Annotated in this window: 12 protein-coding genes and 3 pseudogenes; 2 read left to right on the top strand and 13 right to left on the bottom strand. The window is 56.3% G+C overall.

The genetic code is table 11. From position 1 onward, the window contains the following. Positions 1 to 42 precede the first annotated feature (42 nt). Entirely contained in the window at positions 43 to 273 is a 231-nt protein-coding gene (locus SCU88_RS05975) for a hypothetical protein (RefSeq protein ID WP_175339456.1), read from the bottom strand. Then, positions 260 to 2,593: pseudogene (locus tag SCU88_RS05970) on the bottom strand (hemagglutinin repeat-containing protein); the annotation flags it as partial. The gene SCU88_RS05975 and the pseudogene SCU88_RS05970, both read right to left, overlap by 14 nt. A gap of 520 nt (positions 2,594 to 3,113) precedes the next feature. On the opposite strand from SCU88_RS05970, the gene SCU88_RS05965 reads away from it, so the two are divergent. Then, the gene (locus SCU88_RS05965; protein ID WP_431810097.1) at positions 3,114 to 3,236 is read left to right on the top strand and encodes a hypothetical protein; all 123 of its coding nucleotides are present in this window, start codon (positions 3,114 to 3,116) and stop codon (positions 3,234 to 3,236) included. 49 nt (positions 3,237 to 3,285) lie between these two features. Here SCU88_RS05965 and SCU88_RS05960 read toward each other — a convergent pair whose 3' ends face one another. The 5 genes and pseudogenes from SCU88_RS05960 to SCU88_RS05940 form a co-directional block, all read right to left on the bottom strand. Continuing rightward, a complete protein-coding gene (locus SCU88_RS05960; protein WP_175339454.1) occupies positions 3,286 to 3,669 on the bottom strand; it encodes a hypothetical protein in 384 nt (127 codons plus the stop codon). Further along, positions 3,670 to 7,716, bottom strand: a pseudogene (locus SCU88_RS05955) (hemagglutinin repeat-containing protein); the annotation flags it as partial. It abuts the gene before it with no gap. Between the two features lie 544 nt (positions 7,717 to 8,260). Beyond that, positions 8,261 to 9,178, bottom strand: a pseudogene (locus tag SCU88_RS05950) (filamentous hemagglutinin N-terminal domain-containing protein); the annotation flags it as partial. A 36-nt stretch (positions 9,179 to 9,214) separates the two neighbouring features. Continuing rightward, on the bottom strand, positions 9,215 to 10,921 hold the full coding sequence (locus SCU88_RS05945; protein WP_175339451.1) for a ShlB/FhaC/HecB family hemolysin secretion/activation protein: 1,707 nt from the start codon (positions 10,919 to 10,921) through the stop codon (positions 9,215 to 9,217). Positions 10,922 to 11,423: 502 nt separating this feature from the next. Next, positions 11,424 to 12,683, bottom strand: a complete 1,260-nt coding sequence (locus SCU88_RS05940) for a YbiU family protein (RefSeq protein ID WP_175339948.1) — start codon at positions 12,681 to 12,683, stop codon at positions 11,424 to 11,426. Positions 12,684 to 13,074: 391 nt separating this feature from the next. On the opposite strand from SCU88_RS05940, the gene SCU88_RS05935 reads away from it, so the two are divergent. Beyond that, positions 13,075 to 13,218: a hypothetical protein gene (locus SCU88_RS05935; RefSeq protein ID WP_168198783.1), complete on the top strand. Its 144-nt coding sequence runs from the start codon at positions 13,075 to 13,077 to the stop codon at positions 13,216 to 13,218. 344 nt (positions 13,219 to 13,562) lie between these two features. Here the strand turns inward: SCU88_RS05935 and SCU88_RS05930 are convergent, their stop codons facing one another. The 6 genes from SCU88_RS05930 to tssF are packed head-to-tail and all read right to left on the bottom strand — an operon-like array spanning position 13,563 to position 19,142. Next, a complete protein-coding gene (locus SCU88_RS05930) occupies positions 13,563 to 14,810 on the bottom strand; it encodes a VasL domain-containing protein (protein ID WP_175339450.1) in 1,248 nt (415 codons plus the stop codon). A gap of 59 nt (positions 14,811 to 14,869) precedes the next feature. Next, a complete protein-coding gene (locus SCU88_RS05925) occupies positions 14,870 to 15,334 on the bottom strand; it encodes a hypothetical protein (protein ID WP_175339449.1) in 465 nt (154 codons plus the stop codon). A gap of 35 nt (positions 15,335 to 15,369) precedes the next feature. Further along, the gene (tssE, locus tag SCU88_RS05920; protein WP_175339448.1) at positions 15,370 to 15,825 is read right to left on the bottom strand and encodes a type VI secretion system baseplate subunit TssE; all 456 of its coding nucleotides are present in this window, start codon (positions 15,823 to 15,825) and stop codon (positions 15,370 to 15,372) included. Continuing rightward, positions 15,825 to 16,358 carry a type VI secretion system lipoprotein TssJ gene (gene tssJ, locus SCU88_RS05915; RefSeq protein WP_175339447.1) on the bottom strand — a complete coding sequence of 178 codons (534 nt, stop codon included), beginning with the start codon at positions 16,356 to 16,358 and terminating at the stop codon, positions 15,825 to 15,827. The genes tssE and tssJ overlap by 1 nt, the downstream gene beginning before the upstream one ends. Then, complete coding sequence (tssG, locus tag SCU88_RS05910; RefSeq protein WP_175339446.1) at positions 16,336 to 17,424, bottom strand: type VI secretion system baseplate subunit TssG; 1,089 nt, start codon at positions 17,422 to 17,424, stop codon at positions 16,336 to 16,338. The genes tssJ and tssG overlap by 23 nt, the downstream gene beginning before the upstream one ends. After that, positions 17,388 to 19,142 carry a type VI secretion system baseplate subunit TssF gene (tssF, locus tag SCU88_RS05905; RefSeq protein ID WP_175339445.1) on the bottom strand — a complete coding sequence of 585 codons (1,755 nt, stop codon included), beginning with the start codon at positions 19,140 to 19,142 and terminating at the stop codon, positions 17,388 to 17,390. Before tssF ends, tssG begins: the two co-directional genes overlap by 37 nt. Positions 19,143 to 19,146: the final 4 nt, after the last annotated feature.

Here is a 19,146-nt window from a genome sequence, read left to right as displayed (position 1 = left end):
TAAAGTCCCAGCAGGAAGAGCTGGAGCTGCACTATAGATCAACTAACGAATATCAAACACCCAAAACACTAGTCCTGTAGGGATACCTAATAGGCTTATCTTTAATATTGTAATCACCTCTGCCTTTCCAAAAGGGAATGGTTTATCAAACTCCCAACTTAGCCAGCCTTTTAAAAGATAAGAAAAAGATCCTATCATGATTAAAGCTATGCACATCAAAAAGCATATAAAGAACAATGTCCATATCGTTTTCTTTGAGTTATTTAGTTTCATTTTTACCTCCAGATACAGATTTTTGCAAAGCATCTCCGGTTACTCCTGAAACAAAAGTATCACCTAAATTACCCATGATTGATGGCACAGAGCTTTGTGATACGGGTTTTGTTATTGTCCATACTCCTGTTGGAACCCATTCATATTGCTTTGACACCGGATTAAGTACTTTATCCATTGGTACTTTGATAACATTACCCGCAGCATACCCCGCAGATGCCCCTGCCTTACTCAACAGAGCTGCCATAAATGGATCGTCACCGCTAATCTCAGCCTGATAATAACCACCGGCCGCATTCCATATCATCGTTGGGTTATAGCCTTTACCGGCAGTAACTCCACCAACAATTACCGTTCCAATTACGTCTGAAAGTTTTACTTCACCTGTCGTACCATATTGGATACCAGCCCCTAAACCAGCACCTACGCCCACAGCAATAAGCTGTTCTTTAGTGTTATTTATCGCATTAGTAATAATTGCCTTCCCGCTCATGATTGCTACCGGCCAGGATGTTGGGGTCATCACTACATTCATGATCCGATCACCGCGCGTGATGTTATCCGCCAGGAATTTAAGATCCGTTCCGTTGAGATAATTCACCAGTGCTGCGGCACTTGGATCTTTTAGCTTTTCATCCAGTCTGATTTGGTGCGGGTTAGCATCATTCGCCACATTGGTCGCTCCCTGTATCAGTTCCTGCCAGCTCACACAGGTAACGCCGCCACCGGTACAGGCTTCAACCAGTTCCTTACTATTTTTATTGCTGATGTCGATGTATTTCTGAACAACCTTATTACAGTCACCGCCAGAAGCCTTACAATCCTGCATTTCCTTATCAAGTTGACGGGCTTCTGTAGAATTCAGCCAGTTATTCTCCGCCGCATTCTTCCCGGCCTGCGCCCCGCTCACCGCATCCGCCGTACTGTTTCCGGCAAGCCCACCGGCAAGACCCGCCGCCAGCGTTCCCAGCGTGCTGATGGTCTGCTTCTCCGTTTCTGTCAGCTCGCTGACCTTCTTGCCCGGATAAAGCTGCCCCATCACCAGTTGCGCCATCACTTCACCGGTCACCGCACCGGCAGCTCCCGCCGCCGCGTTGTTACCCGCAGCCCAGGAAGTCACCGCACCCACCACCGCGTGCGCCATCGCTTTCGCTTCCGGGTTGCCTTCCGTCAGCTTGTGTATCTGCTCCGCCAGATACGGCGCCGACGCGCCGCTTATCGCCTGAGCAAGATTGCCTCCCGCCAGTCCCTGCACCGCCGCCGTCGCCGCCTGGATTCCCTGCTGCAACGCGCTGCCGGTACCGAACTGCTGCATGGCGTTGTTGTAGGCCCGCTCCGCCACATCCTTATCACTGAACGGTTTTCCTTCACGCTCCAGCTGTGCCTTCGCCTCTGCCAGCGCTGCCGGGTCTTTCTTCGCCTTCATCCCGGCGATAGTCCCTTCCGTTGTCGCGATATCCCCCACCTGACGGCCTATCTCCCCGATAAGCTGCGCTTCCTGAAGCCGCTGCTGCTCCTTCTCCTTGTCAAATATCGGACTCAGACCGTTCGCCGCATGTTCGGTGTCCCGGGAAAGCCCTGCCACATCCTGAGCCTGCTTATCCTTATCCCGGATGGTGATAGTGCCCGCTTCCACCGCCGCATGGGTCGTTGAACTGTCATGCCCCTCGCCGTTCATCCCCACCAGCAGGCTGCTCGCCGCATTACCCAGAAACTGGTCTCCCACGCTACCGCCCGTGGAAAGCCCCGCGCTCTGGTGCTCCACCTTATAGTCCGCCTGATTGTGGATATCGCGCCAGCCCAGCGTTCCCGTATCCAGCTTATTTTTGTCCGGGGATGCCGTCGAGGCTATCACAGCCCCGTCCAGCTGCGTATGCTCACCCACCGTCACATCGAAGCCGCCCTTACCCGCAAACAGTCCCGTCTGCTCCTGCACCGAATCAAAATTGCTGTGCATCTTGTCCCGGCTGGCGCTGACGCTCGCCGAACCGCTGGCCCCCGCACCCCAGGTCACGCTCGCGCCGGCGCTGCTGCTGCTCTGCTTCATATCATAGCGGTCGCTGTCCTGCTCGCTACGCATCGTCAGATTGCGTCCCACCTCCGCCTTTATCGACTCGCCGCTCACCTGGGCGCCCTGCAACAGCGTATCCCGTCCGCTGCTGATATTCACCTGACGCCCCGCGTCCACCGTGGTCTCCGTATGCGTCAGACCGTTACCCTTCTCGCTTCCCCTGCTCTGGTTTACGCTCGCCGACACCGTAAAACCGGCGCTGCCCGAGCCCACCGCGATACCCACTCCCACGCTGCCGCCGCAGGCCGAAGGTTACAGCGGGCACCCATCCCGGCCTGAAAATCGCCGGAGCGTTCACGGCTGCCAGGGTCAGCCCGACAGGACGTCGGGCTGAGGGCGTGCGGCACAGGGAGGTACCGTCACGCCCGACCCGTCCGGCTACCGGGAATGAGCGGAGGACAAAATTGCCGGGAGCAATTTTGAACAACGCCGCAGGCGTTGCCCGAAGGGACCCGGCCCAGGGATGGGCCGGGTTATACCCGAAGGGCGATTTTCACGCCGGAAAGCCAGGTTGTAAGGAGGCGGCGCTTGAGCCTCCTTACCCGTTCACCGGTGCCGGAACTGGCATATGAAAAAGAAACGCAAAGTGAACGGAATATTCCACCGTATGAACATATGACTCCCTGACTCCTCAGTGAAAAGCATTTTCCGCCAGTGAAAAATCATCACCCTTAAGGGCGGCTGACTCGATGACGCGGGATTTATAACCGGCACGGCACTCAAGGTCCGGGTCATGCCGGGCTGCCTAGTGCTCACCGCTCAGGAACCTGTGCAGAAACCGAAACTGATGCAGGCGCTGCGTAAAGCCAGTAAGCTTTCCGCCCACAAGCAGCGTCAGGTCACGGATTTGGTCGAGGTGATCAGTAAGCCACAGCGGCAGGGCGGTAACTGACTGGTATATAAGTAAAATCCCGCCGGTAAGGGCGGGACTCTTTCTTGATTTACCACCACTTAGGATAATTGCTAAATGCCTCATATAATGTGCATTTCGATTGATCAGTTAATTTTTCTTTGCCTTGGGCTGATGTAACATTTCCTTCAAGATCTTCTCTGGCACATGACCACTCAAGCCAGCCTTGATCAGAGTTTACTCGTAATTCAAAAAAATCATTCATATCTTTAAGTACTGCTGTATCACCCTTCCTCATACTATCAATAAATGCATCAAAACATTGACATTCTATCCATAGTTGAGAGTTTATCTCAGAACTATAGCTAAATTTTTTCACCTGGATCGTAATACTAAACTTCAGTGATGGAACATGTTCGTCAAGCTCCACAACATCCAGAGAAATACGTATAGGATTACTAATTTCTATATCCATTTAATGTGTTCCCAAGTAACGAGCATGGATAACTGTTGGCAACTCACCAGCAGCACGAGGCGGTTTAATTTCCAACTGCCAGCCATCAACAGTAATTCTCTCACCATATGGTATGTTATTTTTCGTTGCAGTATTTAAAGCAGACTGAAAGCTTCTTAACTCTTCCTGGCTGGCTAGCCTTACCGCTTCAGGTGTCTGCGTAACGGCTTTTGATGCCGCATATTCTGCCATATGCTCGGTAGCATTTCCGTGGACCCATATCTTTTGACCGTTTGGTAATGATATTTCAAAAGATTTTGGAATGACTGAACCAGGATACACAGACTGAGTACCTTTGATTGAATCAAAAACGGTTCCTGTTTTAGCTATATCAGCGCCAGCTTTTGCCACTGCTGATTCAGCCTTACCTGCAACCTTCGCTACAACCTTCTCCGTCAGTAACGCGCCACCTTTCACAACGCCAGCACCGCCAGCCAACAATCCGGCTATATCCGTGACCAGCTTACCGCCTTCAACCCCGGCATTAAACGATCCACTGGCCCCGGCTCTCTGGTACTCCGCTTCCATTCGATCAATACGATCAATATAGGATTGCTTCACCGCATCCGATACATTACCCAACACATCACCACTGTTAAACAGCGATTTCAGCGCTGCGTAGGTTTCAAGCGGACTGCTGGCAGTTTTCACGATACTGTCCACAGCATCATACAGACCTGCCGGAACCCCGGCCACCATACCCGCCGCAAAGCTGCCGTCCTGCCCCAAATCAATCGCCGTCCATTTCGCTTCTGTCTGAGCTTTACAGGCAACTGTCTTACATTCCGCCAGTTCTTCCTTCTTCTGAGCCTTCTGGATATTACTCAGATAATTATTATCCGCCGAATTCTTCCCGGCCTGCGCACCACTCACCGCATCCGCCGTACTGTTTCCGGCAAGTCCGCCCGCCAGACCCGCCGCCAGCGTGCCCAGCGTGCTGATGGTCTGCTTCTCCGTTTCTGTCAGCTCGCTGACCTTCTTGCCCGGATAAAGCTGCCCCATCACCAGTTGCGCCATCACTTCACCGGTCACCGCACCGGCAGCTCCCGCCGCCGCGCTGTTACCCGCAGCCCAGGAAGTAACCGCACCCACCACCGCGTGCGCCATCGCTTTCGCTTCCGGATTACCTTCCGTCAGCTTGTGTATCTGCTCCGCCAGGTACGGCGCCGACGCGCCGCTTATCGCCTGAGCAAGATTGCCTCCCGCCAGACCCTGCACCGCCGCCGTCGCCGCCTGAATTCCCTGCTGCAACGCGCTGCCGGTACCAAACTGCTGCATCACATTGTTGTAGGCACGCTCCGCCACATCCTTATCGCTGAACGGTTTTCCTTCACGCTCCAGCTGTGCCTTCGCCTCTGCCAGGGCTTCCGGGTCTTTCTTCGCCTTCATCCCGGCGATAGTCCCTTCCGTTGTCGCGATATCCCCCACCTGACGGCCTATCTCCCCGATAAGCTGCGCTTCCTGAAGCCGCTGCTGCTCCTTCTCCTTGTCAAATATCGGACTCAGACCATTCGCCGCATGCTCGGTGTCCCGGGAAAGCCCTGCCACATCCTGAGCCTGCTTATCCTTATCCCGGATGGTGATGGCCCCGCCACTCACGGCGGCATGCGTGGTACTGCTGTCATGCCCCTCTCCGTTCATCCCCACCAGCAGACTGCTCGCCGCATTGCCCAGAAACTGGTCCCCCACGCTACCGCCCGTGGAAAGCCCCGCGCTCTGGTGCTCCACCTTATAGTCCGCCTGATTGTGGATATCGCGCCAGCCCAGCGTTCCCGTATCCAGACGGTTATTCTCAGGCGCTGCCGTCGAGGCTATCACAGCCCCGTCCAGTTGCGTATGCTCGCCCACCGTCACATCGAAGCCGCCCTTACCCGCAAACAGTCCCGTCTGCTCCTGCACCGAATCAAAATTGCTGTGCATCTTGTCACGGCTGGCGCTCACGCTCGCCGAACCACTGGCCCCCGCACCCCAGGTCACGCTCGCCCCGGCGCTGCTGCTGCTCTGCTTCATATCATAGCGGTCGCTGTCCTGCTCGCTACGCATCGTCAGATTGCGTCCCACCTCCGCCTTTATCGACTCCCCGCTCACCTGGGCACCCTGCAACAGCGTATCCCGCCCGCTGCTGAGACTCACCTGCCGCCCCGCGTCCACCGTGGTCTCCGTATGCGTCAGACCGTTACCCTTCTCGCTTCCCCTGCTCTGGTTAACGCTCGCCGACACCGTAAAACCGGCGCTGCCCGAGCCCACCGCGATACCCACACCCACGCTGCCGCCGCTGCTCTTATTGCTGCCGCTCAGTTGTTCGCTGTTCTGCCCCGAACTCAGGCTGATATCCCGGTTCGCCGCAAGCGCCATATCGCGCCCCGCCGTCAGCTGGCTGCCCTGCACCACCAGATCGCCTCCCTGACCGCTGGCGTCTCCCGTAGCCCGGATGGTCATATCCCGGCCCGCCGTTAAGGTGCTTCCGGAGGACGTACGCTGCTCCAGCCGGCTTTCCGACGTCGATTTCTGGCTGCCGTAACTCAGCATTACCCCGACGGTATTACCGTCCTTTTTATCGTCCGACACCGCCGCCAGCCTGCCAGCCTGTGCCGCCTGATAGCCGGTCAGCGCCGCCTGAGTCCCCTTCAGCGCCGCCAGCCGGCCATCATCCTCTTTACCTGCCGCCCGCGCCTGCTGCGTCGCCGTGTTCAGCGCGCTGCCCACCGACCCCGAAAGTCCCAGCGTCAACCCGCTGCTCTTCGTCTCGGTCTTCGTCAGCTCCGTATGGCTGTTCTGCGCCGCCGTTATCGCCACATCGCGACCGGTAATGCTGATATCCTGACCCGCCACCACATCGCTGCCGTGAACCGAGGCCAGATTCCCGGCGCTCAGCGAAACATTCCCGGCGCTGCTGCCAACGGTGCTGCCCTTCTGAATATTACTGTCGCTTTCGGTACTCACCTTCTGGCTCAGGCTTCCCACCGTAAACCCGATACCGCCGGTGCTCATCAGCCCCGACTTTTTCTTCTGCTTCACCAGCGTGTCGTGCTGCGCCTCTTCCACCGTGGTCAGGGTCAGGTTATTCCCCGCCGCCAGACTCACATCGCCGGTGCCCACCACATTGCTGCCCTGCACCGTCAGATCCCGACCGGCCTGCATCTGGACGCTGTCACCGCTCACCGTCGTGCTCTGCGCTTCGCGCTGCGAGGTGTTGCCGTACAGCTCATGCTTCGTCTTCGACAGGAAACCGGAGCTGGTCCATTTACTGCGCCCCTCGTGATCGTAAGTGGCTTCGCCGCTGGTCAGATTAATATCACGCCCGGCCTGCGCCGTTAACGCATCGCCCGCGCTTATCTCCGCCGCCCGGGCGTTGATATCCCGGCCTGCGGCAATCGCAAGCACCCCGCCCGCATCAATGCGGCTTCCCGCTTCCTGAGTGGACAGCGTACGATCGTATCGCTTGCTGTCGCGGGTATAGTCAGTGGCATGGCTCAGGCGCTGGGTATCCAGGTTCAAATCGCGCCCGGCGATAATCTGCGTCGTACTCTCCTGGCCCCGGTTAATCAGCTCGCTTGCCGTCAGGGTGATATCATTCATCGCCTTCAGCGCCAGCTCGCCTTTATCGTTCTGAACGTAAATGCCGGCGCTCCGCCCCAGCCAGGCTTCGGTGCCTGCGCTGCCGCCTTCGGTGCGGCTGATAATATCGTGCCCCGCCTGCAGCGTCAGGCTGTCCCCGGCCATCAGCGTACCGCCGCTGTTGATAATGTCGTTATCGGCAAGCACCGTGACCGACTTGCCCTGTACAAAGCCCTGATTGGTCAGGTTATCGGCACTGATCTGCGTCATTTCACGTCCGCTGATGGTACCGCTATTAGTGACATCACCGCTGCTAACCAACTGGACCTGGTCGCCGGAAAGCAGCGCGCCGCCGCCACTTAAGTCTCCCGCCTTAACCCGCACATAGAGCTGAGGGACACTCACCACCTCCTGGCTTCCATCCGGCAGGGTGACGGTCTGATTCACCATCCAGACCATATCGCTGGTCAGTAGCGCCATCTGCTCCTGACTCAGCGCCACGCCGGGCGTCAGCCCATACTTTTCAGCAAAGGCCTTGCCGTTATTCAGCAACCATTTGTACTGTTCATTGTCATCATTCATGCCCGGCAGGAAACGCGAACCGGTCGCCTGCATCAGTTGGTCACGCACCAGGCGCTGCTCATAGTAACCATCACCCAGTCGTTTATGCAGTTGATCGCCCCAGATATCCTGGCTGCTGAGCCATTTTTTACCGTCGGTAAAACGGCTGTCTGTCTCTACCAGCCAGCGGCTGTCGCTTCCGGGATGCACCGCAAACAGGCTGTTGTCGGGAAGTTCAGTATCAGGCGCCACGCTACGCGCCACCAGTTCGCTGTCGGTACCTGGAAGGTTGATCGGAATATCGGTAATGCCGCCCGGCCGCGATTCCTGAAGTTCGCCGGCGCCGCTAACGGAAGATCCATTAATCGATACCGTGCCGCTACCGGCAGCCTGACCGCCAGGCGCTACGCCGTTCTCTACGGCGTCGGCGTCTACGCACACCGACGCCTCGCTCGGTGCCTACCAGCGCGATTTTTCCGGCGTACATACCGCCAAGCGCTGCCACATCCAGCGCAAAAGCGGGTTTATCCCGGCCGTCATCCGCTTTCACCCGGGTAACATTGCCCTGAACATCGGTCTGATTCCGCCCGGTAGTCACCTGTAAATTATTGGCCTGCAACCGGGCGTTCACGGTCACAGAACGGGCGATCAGCTGCGTGTAGTCACTCTGATCGTTCATACCGCCGCCTTCTACGCGAATCTGCCCGCCTTCAACGTCAAAGCCCTTTAGCTGGCCGTTTTCAATGCGGCTGGCGCCGGTGGTCAGAGTGGAACGATTCGCGTTGATAAAACCGCACCCGCTACAGGTAATACCCGCCGGGTTCGCGATAATCACATCGGCCTTTTTTCCGGCGACTTCCACAAAACCATTTAACTGGCTGGGGTTGCGGCTGTTGACTTCATTCAGAATGACTTTCGCCTCGCCTTTGGCTAGCCAGGGGTTAGCCGCCACCATGCCTGCAAGCTGGGTCTTTGTGTTGACGCTGCTGTTATTCAGAATGGCCCCGCGTTTGTCGACATCAAACTGGCTGAACTTGTTATGGGAGAGACCTTTGTCGTTCGGTGTCTGAATATTAACCTGCGGCAATCCGTTGGCGGCGTTAACGACGGTCGGTTGCTGATGCCCTGCTGCGCCTTTATCGGCAACGATACCTGCCGCCTGCGCGCCGCCTACCAGCCCGGAAGCCAGCCACAACGCGAAACTAAGCGGCGTAATTCTGGCGCACAGACTGCCCCCCCGACGGCCTGACCCGCCACCACAGGCACCGCCGTGAGCTCTGGCCAGTTCAGAAACCACCACCAGCATCCGGCGCGCCCGGTTAAAGACGATGCGATAACATAACTTATTCATACAGACTCCCTGTCTCTCCCTGAAAGGAGCAAGAAACTAGTATTGCCAGCTCAGGCTAAAGCCGAGCGTCACCGGATCGGTTTTAAAACCGGAAGGTTTGGACAGCGGTATTCCGGCAAACAGGTCATAGCCGGCGCTTAGCGGCGCGATATTGCCGCGCACCCCAGCGACAGCGCCGGCCAGATGGCGGCCAATCAGGCCATAACCATCGCTGCTGCCGCCCACTTCTCCGTAGTCAGCGCCCAGATAGAACTCCTGCTGCGGCACTGGTGTCTGCCAGGCCAGAGTATTTTGCAGATACCAGCCATGGCTGGCGCTCAGGGTGCGCTCTCCGTCAAATCCGCGTACCGTCCAGCGGTTACCGATAGATATCTGATCCTGAGGCGTAAGCGGCGTGGTAGAGGTCTGACGTAGCCAGTTGAGCTGCCAACGAAAACGCTGTTCGCCAATGGCAAACGGCCAGTTAAGCGCCGCACTCCAGGTCAAAATTTTGGCCCGGTCGGTCGCGTAGTCATCGCCTTCTCTCAGCTCTTCATAAGCAGGCATGGCACCAAACCAGCGCACGCCGCGCTGAAAAGTGACGCCGCCATCGAATGTGGCGTTGCCGATGTAGTGACGATGATTAAGCCCCAGTTGCCAGGCGCTGGTGCGCCGACGTTGCACTTCCACTTCGGTATCATTGATAAAGTTGCGGGTTTCACGCCACAGCACGCCATAGCGCAGGGTGGTTTTACTGGCGCTCCCACGCTGAATCACCCGGCTCAACCCGGCGTTCAGGTTTTCGCTTTTACCAGAATAGCGAATATCACCGGCCTGCCCGGCCACGGTCTGAACGTAGTCCGATTTACCGGCGTTAATATCAAACAGCCAGTATCCAAAAGGCACCGAATAGTGGCCGCTCAGGCTTTTGGTCTCTTTTTCGCCCTTAAAGCCCAAATCATGGGTCGCGGATACATACAGCAGATCGCTAAGCGCCAGAGGGTTATCCAGCGCCAGCATCATTCCGCCCTGATAGCGCCCGGTGCTTTCGGTTCCGGAATCATCAAGCCAGGCATTGACGTGCCAGAGCCGTTGCTGACGACGGGAGATAACGACATCGCTTTCGCCTGGTTTATCGCCCGGCACAATCTCCATACTGGCCTCTACTACCGGCAGGCGCTGCATATTTTCCAGTCCCTGCTCAATGTCGCGCAGATCCAGTAATTTCCCCTCCCGGGCCGGCATCGCGCTGTACAACAGGGCGCGGGCGTCGGAACCATCGGCATAGCGGACATGGCGAATTCGCCCGGGCACCAGAGTCAGTTTCAACTCGCCGCTACGCAGATCCTGCTGCGGCGCCAGCACTCGCGAAGTTACCCAACCGTGTTCGATCAGACGGTTCTGAATACGACCCATTAGCTGGTTGATGCCGTTAACCCCCAGGCAGCGTCCTACGCCGCCATCGGCAATGCGCTGGAGCGGTAGCCAGTGGGGAAAAGCCTCGCCGCCTGTCAGGCTAATGCGCTTTAACGTAAAACAGGGAGATTCTTCGGGGAAAGGGCCATCGACATCCGGCAATGTCTGCTGCAAATGAATATCCGGCGCCCGGGGCGCGAGTTGTTCTTCCACAACGTCGCGCTGAGTACGTTGATGTTGCTGCTGTTGGTTAAATATACGCTCGTCCGGCGCGGCCGCTACCTGAAATGCTATCAGGATATAAATAGCGGCGCTATATTTCCGCACAAGCGTGCAGGGTTGCCCCATTTTTCTGCTTCCTTGTAGAAAAATTTGATGAAAAAAGATGTAGTGTCATTTTTACAGGAAACGTTTTAACTCTCCCGGAAGGGGCGGTCAAGTATTACACCGATAATTTATTGCATGAACTGCCATAAGTCTAAAAAAATCAAAATAACACCAGGTCACTATGCTGCCGTTCGTTTCTTAAGAACAACGATAAAATAAGATTTTTCCCTACTTCAAATTGATGTGAACATCATTGCGTCTTTTTCATATCAAATAGTTTCCACTAAAAAGTTATTAGATTAAGTTACATAAAAAACTCACACTCAACCAAACACCAAAACCAGAAAAAACCCAAACTATAAATAATTTACAGGATTTAACTCACACATCTCTCCTGACCTCTTCCATAAACACTTATCAGAGACCATGTTATAAACAAAAAGATTCTGCAGAAAAATCCAGGTCCTTTTTCACCACGGCAGACGCCTGTATGAATAACAGGCATCCGCCATACCGGGGTTCGTTACATGCCTAATCCCCGACGCCCGATTTCATTAAGTTTCCCGGCGGTAAAGCGCCCTTCCCACGTTATTTCATAATCCTCAGATGGAAAATCCGCTGGTGAAGCGCCGCGTTCAAAAGCTTCCCGTACCCGTTGCGCGTATTGCCCGTTTTTCTCGCACATGGGCGCCACGGGAATATACATCACATTACCCCACCCCCGCTGATTTTCCACTGGCGCTACCGCGTGTATCAGATCGCAGTGCCACCACACCGAATCCCCGGCCTGCAGGGAAGGGATCGAACACAGCCCGTTAATCAGGTGCGGATGCCACTGTGCCGACACCGGCAGCACTTTGCCCGGCGCCACGCCGCACAGTTCATCTTCCGGTACATCGCTCAATAGCGGACGCAGCAGGATATACGCCATCGCCAGCGGTGTGGGAACCACGTGCAGCAACCCCTGCCCTGTTTCCATATCCGACAGCGCCGTCCAGCCCTGGAAGGTACGAAACGCCGAACAGGTGGTGGTATTCTCCATCTGATATTCATCCGCCTGCGGTCGCCATGCGGCATTCCAGGGATCGTACTCCGCCAGCCGACCGTCAAAGATACGGGCAAACACCTTCTGATATGCGGGCGACAGCCAGCGCTCCAGCGCTCCGGAATCGATATGCGCTCCCAGCCCCTGCGAACAGGTCCCCGGCGGTCGCCTGCGAATCCGATCCGGATAAATAATATTATTATCCGGGTCAAACCAGCGCCCCTGCGGTGATTCGAAAGTCCAGAGACGGTTAAGGGAAGACTGTACCCGGGCAATGGCCGGGCTCTGACGCGCCAGCATCTGCGAGGGGGACCAGTAAATGGGGAAGATCTCCGGTCTGGATGCCGCCAGTGAGCCAAAAAAATCATCCCCCGGCCCCCGGTACTGCCGATCGAAATGGTTATCGTCCAGATAGTCCATCATGGCCTTGTCTAACGCCCGCGCCTGCTCCCGGGGAAATGTCTGGCGAACCACCACACAGCCGCGCCGCTGGATTAACGCTTTCTGCTGTTCAGTGATACCGCCTTCCATAAGCTGCTGTTGCTCGATCTCAGGCCAGGCGCTGCCGGTTTCCGCTTCCTGAGCCCGGGCATCGGCAATCTCCCTTTCAACGACAGCGCATACCTGTTCAAACAGGGCCTCCACATCTCCTATTTGGGTGCGCAGCACCCGCTTCATCTCGACGATATTCTTTTTATAATCAACAGGTAATACCGATGACGCGAATGAATAATCCATAAACACCTCCGGGGTAATGCCCATAAAACCTTCAAATGAAAGCATATCACATTTCATTCACAATAAATTAACCCTAAAAATAGCAAAGTCTTCCACCGCCGTTTTAGAGCAGGTTCACGGTTTTGCGCCACTGTTAAAGAGGAAATGATGAGTAAATAATTGAGGAACAGAAATGTTTCCAGATAGCATAATAAAATCAGTAAGATAGTTATCACACTCGTTTATCATGGAGAAGCGCTGGCATAGGGATGATATAAAATTAATTATTTTCAATAAGATATGATTATTCGCATTTTATAAAAGAGGAAGTCAATCGATTAAAATCATCAATATATAAACTCCCCTTTTATCGCCATACTGAGGCTACAGAAAACGACCAGGGAGACTCAGTATGAACGGCCGCACCGTACGCCACTTCTACCAGCGTTATTTCACCGCCACGGCTCGCTATAGCACGCGTCTGTTCCGTTGCATGACGCCCACCCGTAAGACGGAGCTGCTGGAGTTCCTGATGCAAACCCATTTGAGAGAGTGAGCAGGGCGATCGCTGGTTATTACGCTCCTGCCCATAAAAAAACACCCCTGATAACGCCATGCTCCTGCTCAGGAGGATTATCAGGGGTGTTTTTTATATCGCCACGGAAATACCGGACACCCTAAGGGTGTATCGATGTTATTCGTCTGCCAGGAGGTTCTGAAAAAATCAACATCACACGGCTTAATCCCACAGATCGCGCCCCTGGACCAGGTTCAACTTGTTCGCCATCATCCAGACCGCACGCTCGCTTCGTCCAGAAAGGCCAGGATTTTGCCATCAGACAACATCCTGACACTGCATATCTGTACCGATTGTATCAGTCCGCACCAGGATGAATTATTTTACGGCGCAGTTGCCTGCTGTTTTATCAGCATATAGCGATTCAGTAACTGATTAATGTGCATATCCGTTTGTAACAGCAATGCCTCCGGCAACGGTGTTCCGGCTCCGGTCAGGCCCAGCTGTCGCAGTTGCTCTTCAACCGGTACCGTGCGCCCAAAATTCTGGGTTATCGTAAACACCATGGATTTCAGTTCAGAGCCAGTCAGGTATTTCCCCCGACGTTCATCCAGCGCATTCAGACGGCGGGTGAGTTCCTGTAACCCCTCCATTCCCTGATGCCAGCCGGACAGCGTTTCAGCCGGAAGCGCGTTTCCATCGATATACTGTTGCCACTGCGCTTTCAATTTTCCGGCTTCTCCGGGATTAGCCCGGGCCGCCAGCACAAAGCCATAATCCTGGCGCCACAACGGCGGAAGCTGCCCCAAATCCTTCAGCGAGGCTTCACTGGCGACCCGGGGGACCGGTATGTCCGGCGTCGGGTGGATAACCTGCCAGCCCCACAGCCCGGCGCCCCCCACCACCAGCATGGTCAGCATACCGGCAATAAAAGCCCCCCAGGAACGTCCACGTGGCGGAGCCGATGTTGCCGTCACTACCCGCGCGACGGGGGGCGCTTCATGGGCGGTGTAGACCAGAGGTCCAGAGGCGGCGGCAGGCTCCGGAGTGGACGTCATTGCCATGGTCGCCGGCAGGCTAACCGCCGCCTCTTCTGTTTCGCTCCCGTCGGTATTCTCCAGTCGGGCCGCTGCGTTCTGCATAAAGGTGCACAATCCCTGTAGCTGGCTGATATGCCTCAGCTCCAGACGCTGCAGCGCCTCACACAGAACGTTCAGATGTTTTTCAGCCTGATAAATCAGAGGCAGGTCAGCATAATGTAGCGCCAGCGTTCGCATCAGTTTCTGCAGGCGCTGACTGAACCCCGCGAGGATTTCCATTCTGGCATGGACCGGCTGCGGCCACATCTTCCCCCACTGACGGGTGATCAGCACATCCAGTATCGCCAGCCCCTCATTAAGCCCGGCCATAGCGGCAAGGTGGGTACGGGCCAGCGTGTACCAGCACGCGGTTTGCAGTTCGACGCCATTGTGGCGAAACAGCGACAGGCTCAGTTGCTCCACACGCTGCCAGTCCACATCCGGCCGGGCCGGATGGTTCAGCTTCGCCAGTTCGTCGCGCAGCGCAGAATAGTCGGGTAGCAGGCGGGGATCGCCACCGGTTTGAATCTGTAAGGGGGCTGTTTTTTTCATTTCAGGACTGTCCATAGATATATTTGCAGGAAAACGCGCCCTGCTCCACCGTTATTCCATCACTGTGGTAGCAGGCTACCCAGCAATTCAAAAAAGACAGACTCACAGAACCCGAGCCTGTGGCCCCCCGAAGAAGCAGACGGCATATATGTCCAGTCAGACGCATCACGCGAGCGCATAAACAGGCGCCCCAGAGACGTGCGTTCTTCTTCCACATGGAGGGTAATATCGACACAGCCGGTGACCCCCTGCCCGTACAAAAATGAGGGGATGAAGGATACTACCCGGCCCTGATAATGGATTCGGATCCCGGAAATGCGAAATGCCGTGGCCCCCAGAAGGAGTTCCACCAGAGAAACTACGGTGCTCTCCACCCGGATGCCGGTCTGTTCAAGCCAGATCTCCATAGTTTCCTGAAGCTGGATCATTCGCTGGCGGAATTCCGCAATATCCGCCAGCCCCCGGCTTTCAGGCTTCGCCTGGCTGGCCTGAAGCTTTTTCAGAAACTGCGCTTTTGCTGACATGATTTACCCGATCATTCAGAATCGAAGAAAACGCCTTAAAACCGGGTTTGCCGGTCAAGAAACTGCTGCTGCTTCAGATGGCGGATCAGCACCCGCCCTTCCGGCATAAATTCGGTGCCATAGCGCACCAGACCCACGCCTTTCAGCTCGGCGTCGATGGCGTAACGCAGCTCGCCGGGCACGGTCTGCTCCAGCATCACCACCTCAATACGTTTCAGGCGCGGCTCATATTTCAGCAGCACGTCAGAGAACGTAGTCATTAGCTGATGCGCCGTACCGGGCATCCCCTGGAGGATTTTGGTCATATCCGGCAGGCCGTAGTCCGGCAGGTGCGCCAGGGTACCGGCGCGACAGTTGAGGATGCGCTGCATATTGTCCAGCACCGACAGGATCACCTGGTTTTCCTCGCTGACCTGATGCAGATCCAGACCGCCGCTAAAGTTGCCGAAGAGGGTTTCGTAGAGGGAGGGGGCGTTATGATCGTGGGGCATTATTTTTTCTCCGGCAACAGCGTCAGGCCATTGCTCCCGGCTTCCAGCACCCGCGCTTTATCCGGCTCCAGCTCATTACGCTCCAGTACCAGCTTCCAGTTATCCCTGCCCATATCCGGCTGGCGAAAAAGCCCCACCACGGCCACATACGCCGCCTTCTCATCCATAGGCATATCCAGAATGGCGGCGTTGCCCGGCTTCAGGATCACATCGCGACTGGCCAGCAGGTCACCGGTCAATAACGTCTCGTCCTCTTTCAGCAGTTGCTGGTAGACCAGTTTGTCAAAGGCGGCGCGATCCCGCAGTTGATAAACCCGGAGAACCAGCGGCTGGGCGCTGGAATTGCTCTCCCGGGCATCGGTATTCAGGGCCTCACGCCCCACAAAATCGAGGTGCAGTACTTTGATTTGTTTATAGAAAACCGCGCTAACGGCCGATTTTGCGCCATCAGTCACACTCTGGGTCAGACCACAACCTGACAGCCCCAGCGCCATCAGCGGCAATACGAATTTAGTCAAACTGATACGTAACACGTCGTGCTCCTTTTGTACTGGTTGCGGGCTGAAGGCCGCTGTAGCAACCCAGTTCCGTGGTAAAGGTTTGCGGGATGTCATTATCAGGCGGGCTTCCCTCTTCCACACCCAGTACGCCGCTCATTCCCAGCCAGAACGGGGCTTCACCCAGCGCGGGCACAGGCAGCAAACGGGTACTGACGGTCAGCCTGATACGGGCCTTAAAACGCCAGCCCAAATAAACCCGCAGCATCACCATAAAGTCCTGATACAGCTGGCTACCCGGCATCCAGCTTCCTGCTTCCCGATCGCAGTCGGTGGTCAGATCAATCAGCAACTGGCTGCTGGTATCCATCACCTCGTCGCCCAGAACCCCGTTCCCGTCCAGTAAAAAAACGTCTCCGCTCTGGAATCCCAGCGGCTGACCAACGGAGACCGGACGCAGACAGTAGGGCCTGACGCACACCCGGGTTTGCGGCGCCAGCAGATGAACCAGCGCCTGCAGCCCTTCCTGAGTTTTTCCCGGCTGGCTCAGTACCCCCAGCAATGCCAGAAAACGCGAAACCGGCGTGGCGATATGGTTGGCCGTGCCCGGAATACCCAGCCCCACCAGCCCCAACAGCGACTGCGATATGGCGTCCCGCCCCCCTGGCTCGAAAGTGGCCGGGTAGGAGTACTTACGCCAGATCCGGTAAAACTGGGTCAGGATGCGGTGGTTAAAGATATCGAGGAACCCCTGCAGCGCCTCATGCCCTTCCCGGCCCTGCGCAATATCATCCAGATACGCGGTCGGCAATGGCGAATCGACGCCATACAACCCCATGAAGGTGGTACGCACCCGTGGCGCAGCTGTCTCATCCTCGTCGTCATAGTCAACGGCTTTCAGCTCGCTGGCCGGGAAGCCCATGCCCGGATGGGGAACCAGCCGTACCGGGTCGTCCTGCGGACGGCTGGTTGTCCCCAGAGGTGGGCACTGCGGCTGGCTCTTTTCCAGTAACTGGCAGAAGCGGTAAAAATTTATCCGCGTCAGGTCCGCTTCCAGCCGGGGATTCAGCCGGGAATGCGGCGGTTGTGCTTCTCTTCCCATTCCAGGCGCTCTCCGGTCGGTTGCAGAATAATAATCAGGCGGTTAAACAGATAAATATCGGTATACAGGGCAAAGAAACGGCTCAGCATTTCGCCAAACAGGCAGATATCCCCATGCCCGGCAAAACCGTGGCTGTCGAGCGTGACCTCAATCTGTACGCCACGCAGCAGATGCCCCTGTTCAAAACGTTCCGTTTCACTGTGGCAAACGTCGATAATGGCCTCCAGCCGACGGCGGTTCATCTCGCTGTGGGTCCATTCATACAGCGCCAGGGTGCCACGCAGGACTTCCGCGTTATCCATCATCGACAGGAAATTACTGCCCAGATGGCTGAGTACCCGCCAGTGGAAACGGTCCCGATCCGGCGGATAACAGGGCAGCGTGGGGGCGCACAGGTTACGGACCCGAATACTGGCAGAGGTTGTTTTCATCACCGTATCCAGCACGGTGCTTTGCAGCGCCCGGCGCGGTAGCTGGCCGTTGGTGCCGGTCAGGGTGAGCGACAGGCTTTCGTTATCCGGCACGGTATGGTTATCAAAGGCTTCGCCGCCAAGAATCAGCCAGGTGTTATGTAGCCCGGACGGCCCGCGCCGCACCCGGGTGTGGTAGTAATATTCGGGCGCATCGTGGCGCAGCATGCCGCCCTTATGGCGGAAGCTGGAAAACGGCACGTAAGTCTGGCCACTGGAAGAGAGCACCGAATCCACCGAATAAATTTCGGTATGTCCGTCCTGAAGGCGCATCGGACGCAGAAGATATTCGGTCTGCAGCGCGCTAAGCGTCAGCGGATCGGATTCCAGCGGGAACAGGTTAATCACCGGCACGCAGTTCAGGCGCAAATGCTTTTCACTGAAGGTAAAGTCATGCTCCCAGCGCGTTTCCAGCACCACCTCTACCTCAAACCAGGGCAGTTGCTCCGGGAAGTTCACCCCATCCAGCCCTTTCAGGCCAACGAACATAAACTTCTCGCGGAAGGTGAAGTACTCAAGCAGCAGTTGATAACCGCTGAAGCTGCTGCTGCCTTTCGGCCACAGACTATCGTCGTCACCAAACCCCTGCGCGGTAAAGTAGCCTTCCAGTGGCCGTCTGTCGGCGTCGCCCGGCAGGCGCAACCACATACGGGCGACATTCATGGTAAAGGCTTCATGCATGGCGCAGGCCAGCGGCGCATCGGCGTTCAGATAGAGCGAAATCTGGCTTAAGTCGATGCGACTCCAGTCGGCAAGCCCGCTGCAGGCGAAGCGTAGCTTCACCACGGAGCGACCGTCCGGATCGGTGGTTAAACGCACCTGCTCCAGCGACAGCGGCTGGAGCGCCATCTCGCGGATGGTGGTGTAGCGGCAGCGGGTCTGCTTTTCGCCAATGGGCTGCGACAGCACCTCAAAGCCTTTGGCGATGCGCATCTTCTCTTTCATTTCGCGCCAGTCCGGCGTGAACTCCACCACCGACATCGACGGAATAGTACGCAGGTAATGCGGCCACAGCAGACTGACCAGCCCTTCGGTCAGTTCAGGCAGGTCATCGTCCAGCTTTTCCCGCAGCCGCCCCATCAGAAAGGCAAAACCTTCAAACAGGCGTTCAACGTAAGGGTCGCGCGCCCCGGCTCTGTCCAGCCCCAACATGGCGGCGCGTTCAGGATGCGCCCGGGCGAACTCTTCACCGGCTTCAAGCAGGTAGCGCATTTCAGCGTCGTAATAACGCAGGGTTAAGTCATCCATAATT

The organism is Jejuibacter sp. L23, from assembly GCF_050815825.1.
In the GTDB taxonomy this organism is placed as follows: Bacteria; Pseudomonadota; Gammaproteobacteria; order Enterobacterales; family Enterobacteriaceae; genus Jejubacter; species Jejubacter calystegiae.
Note: the sequence above shows the minus strand (reverse complement) of the source record. Positions and strands in the feature narration are given on the sequence as shown.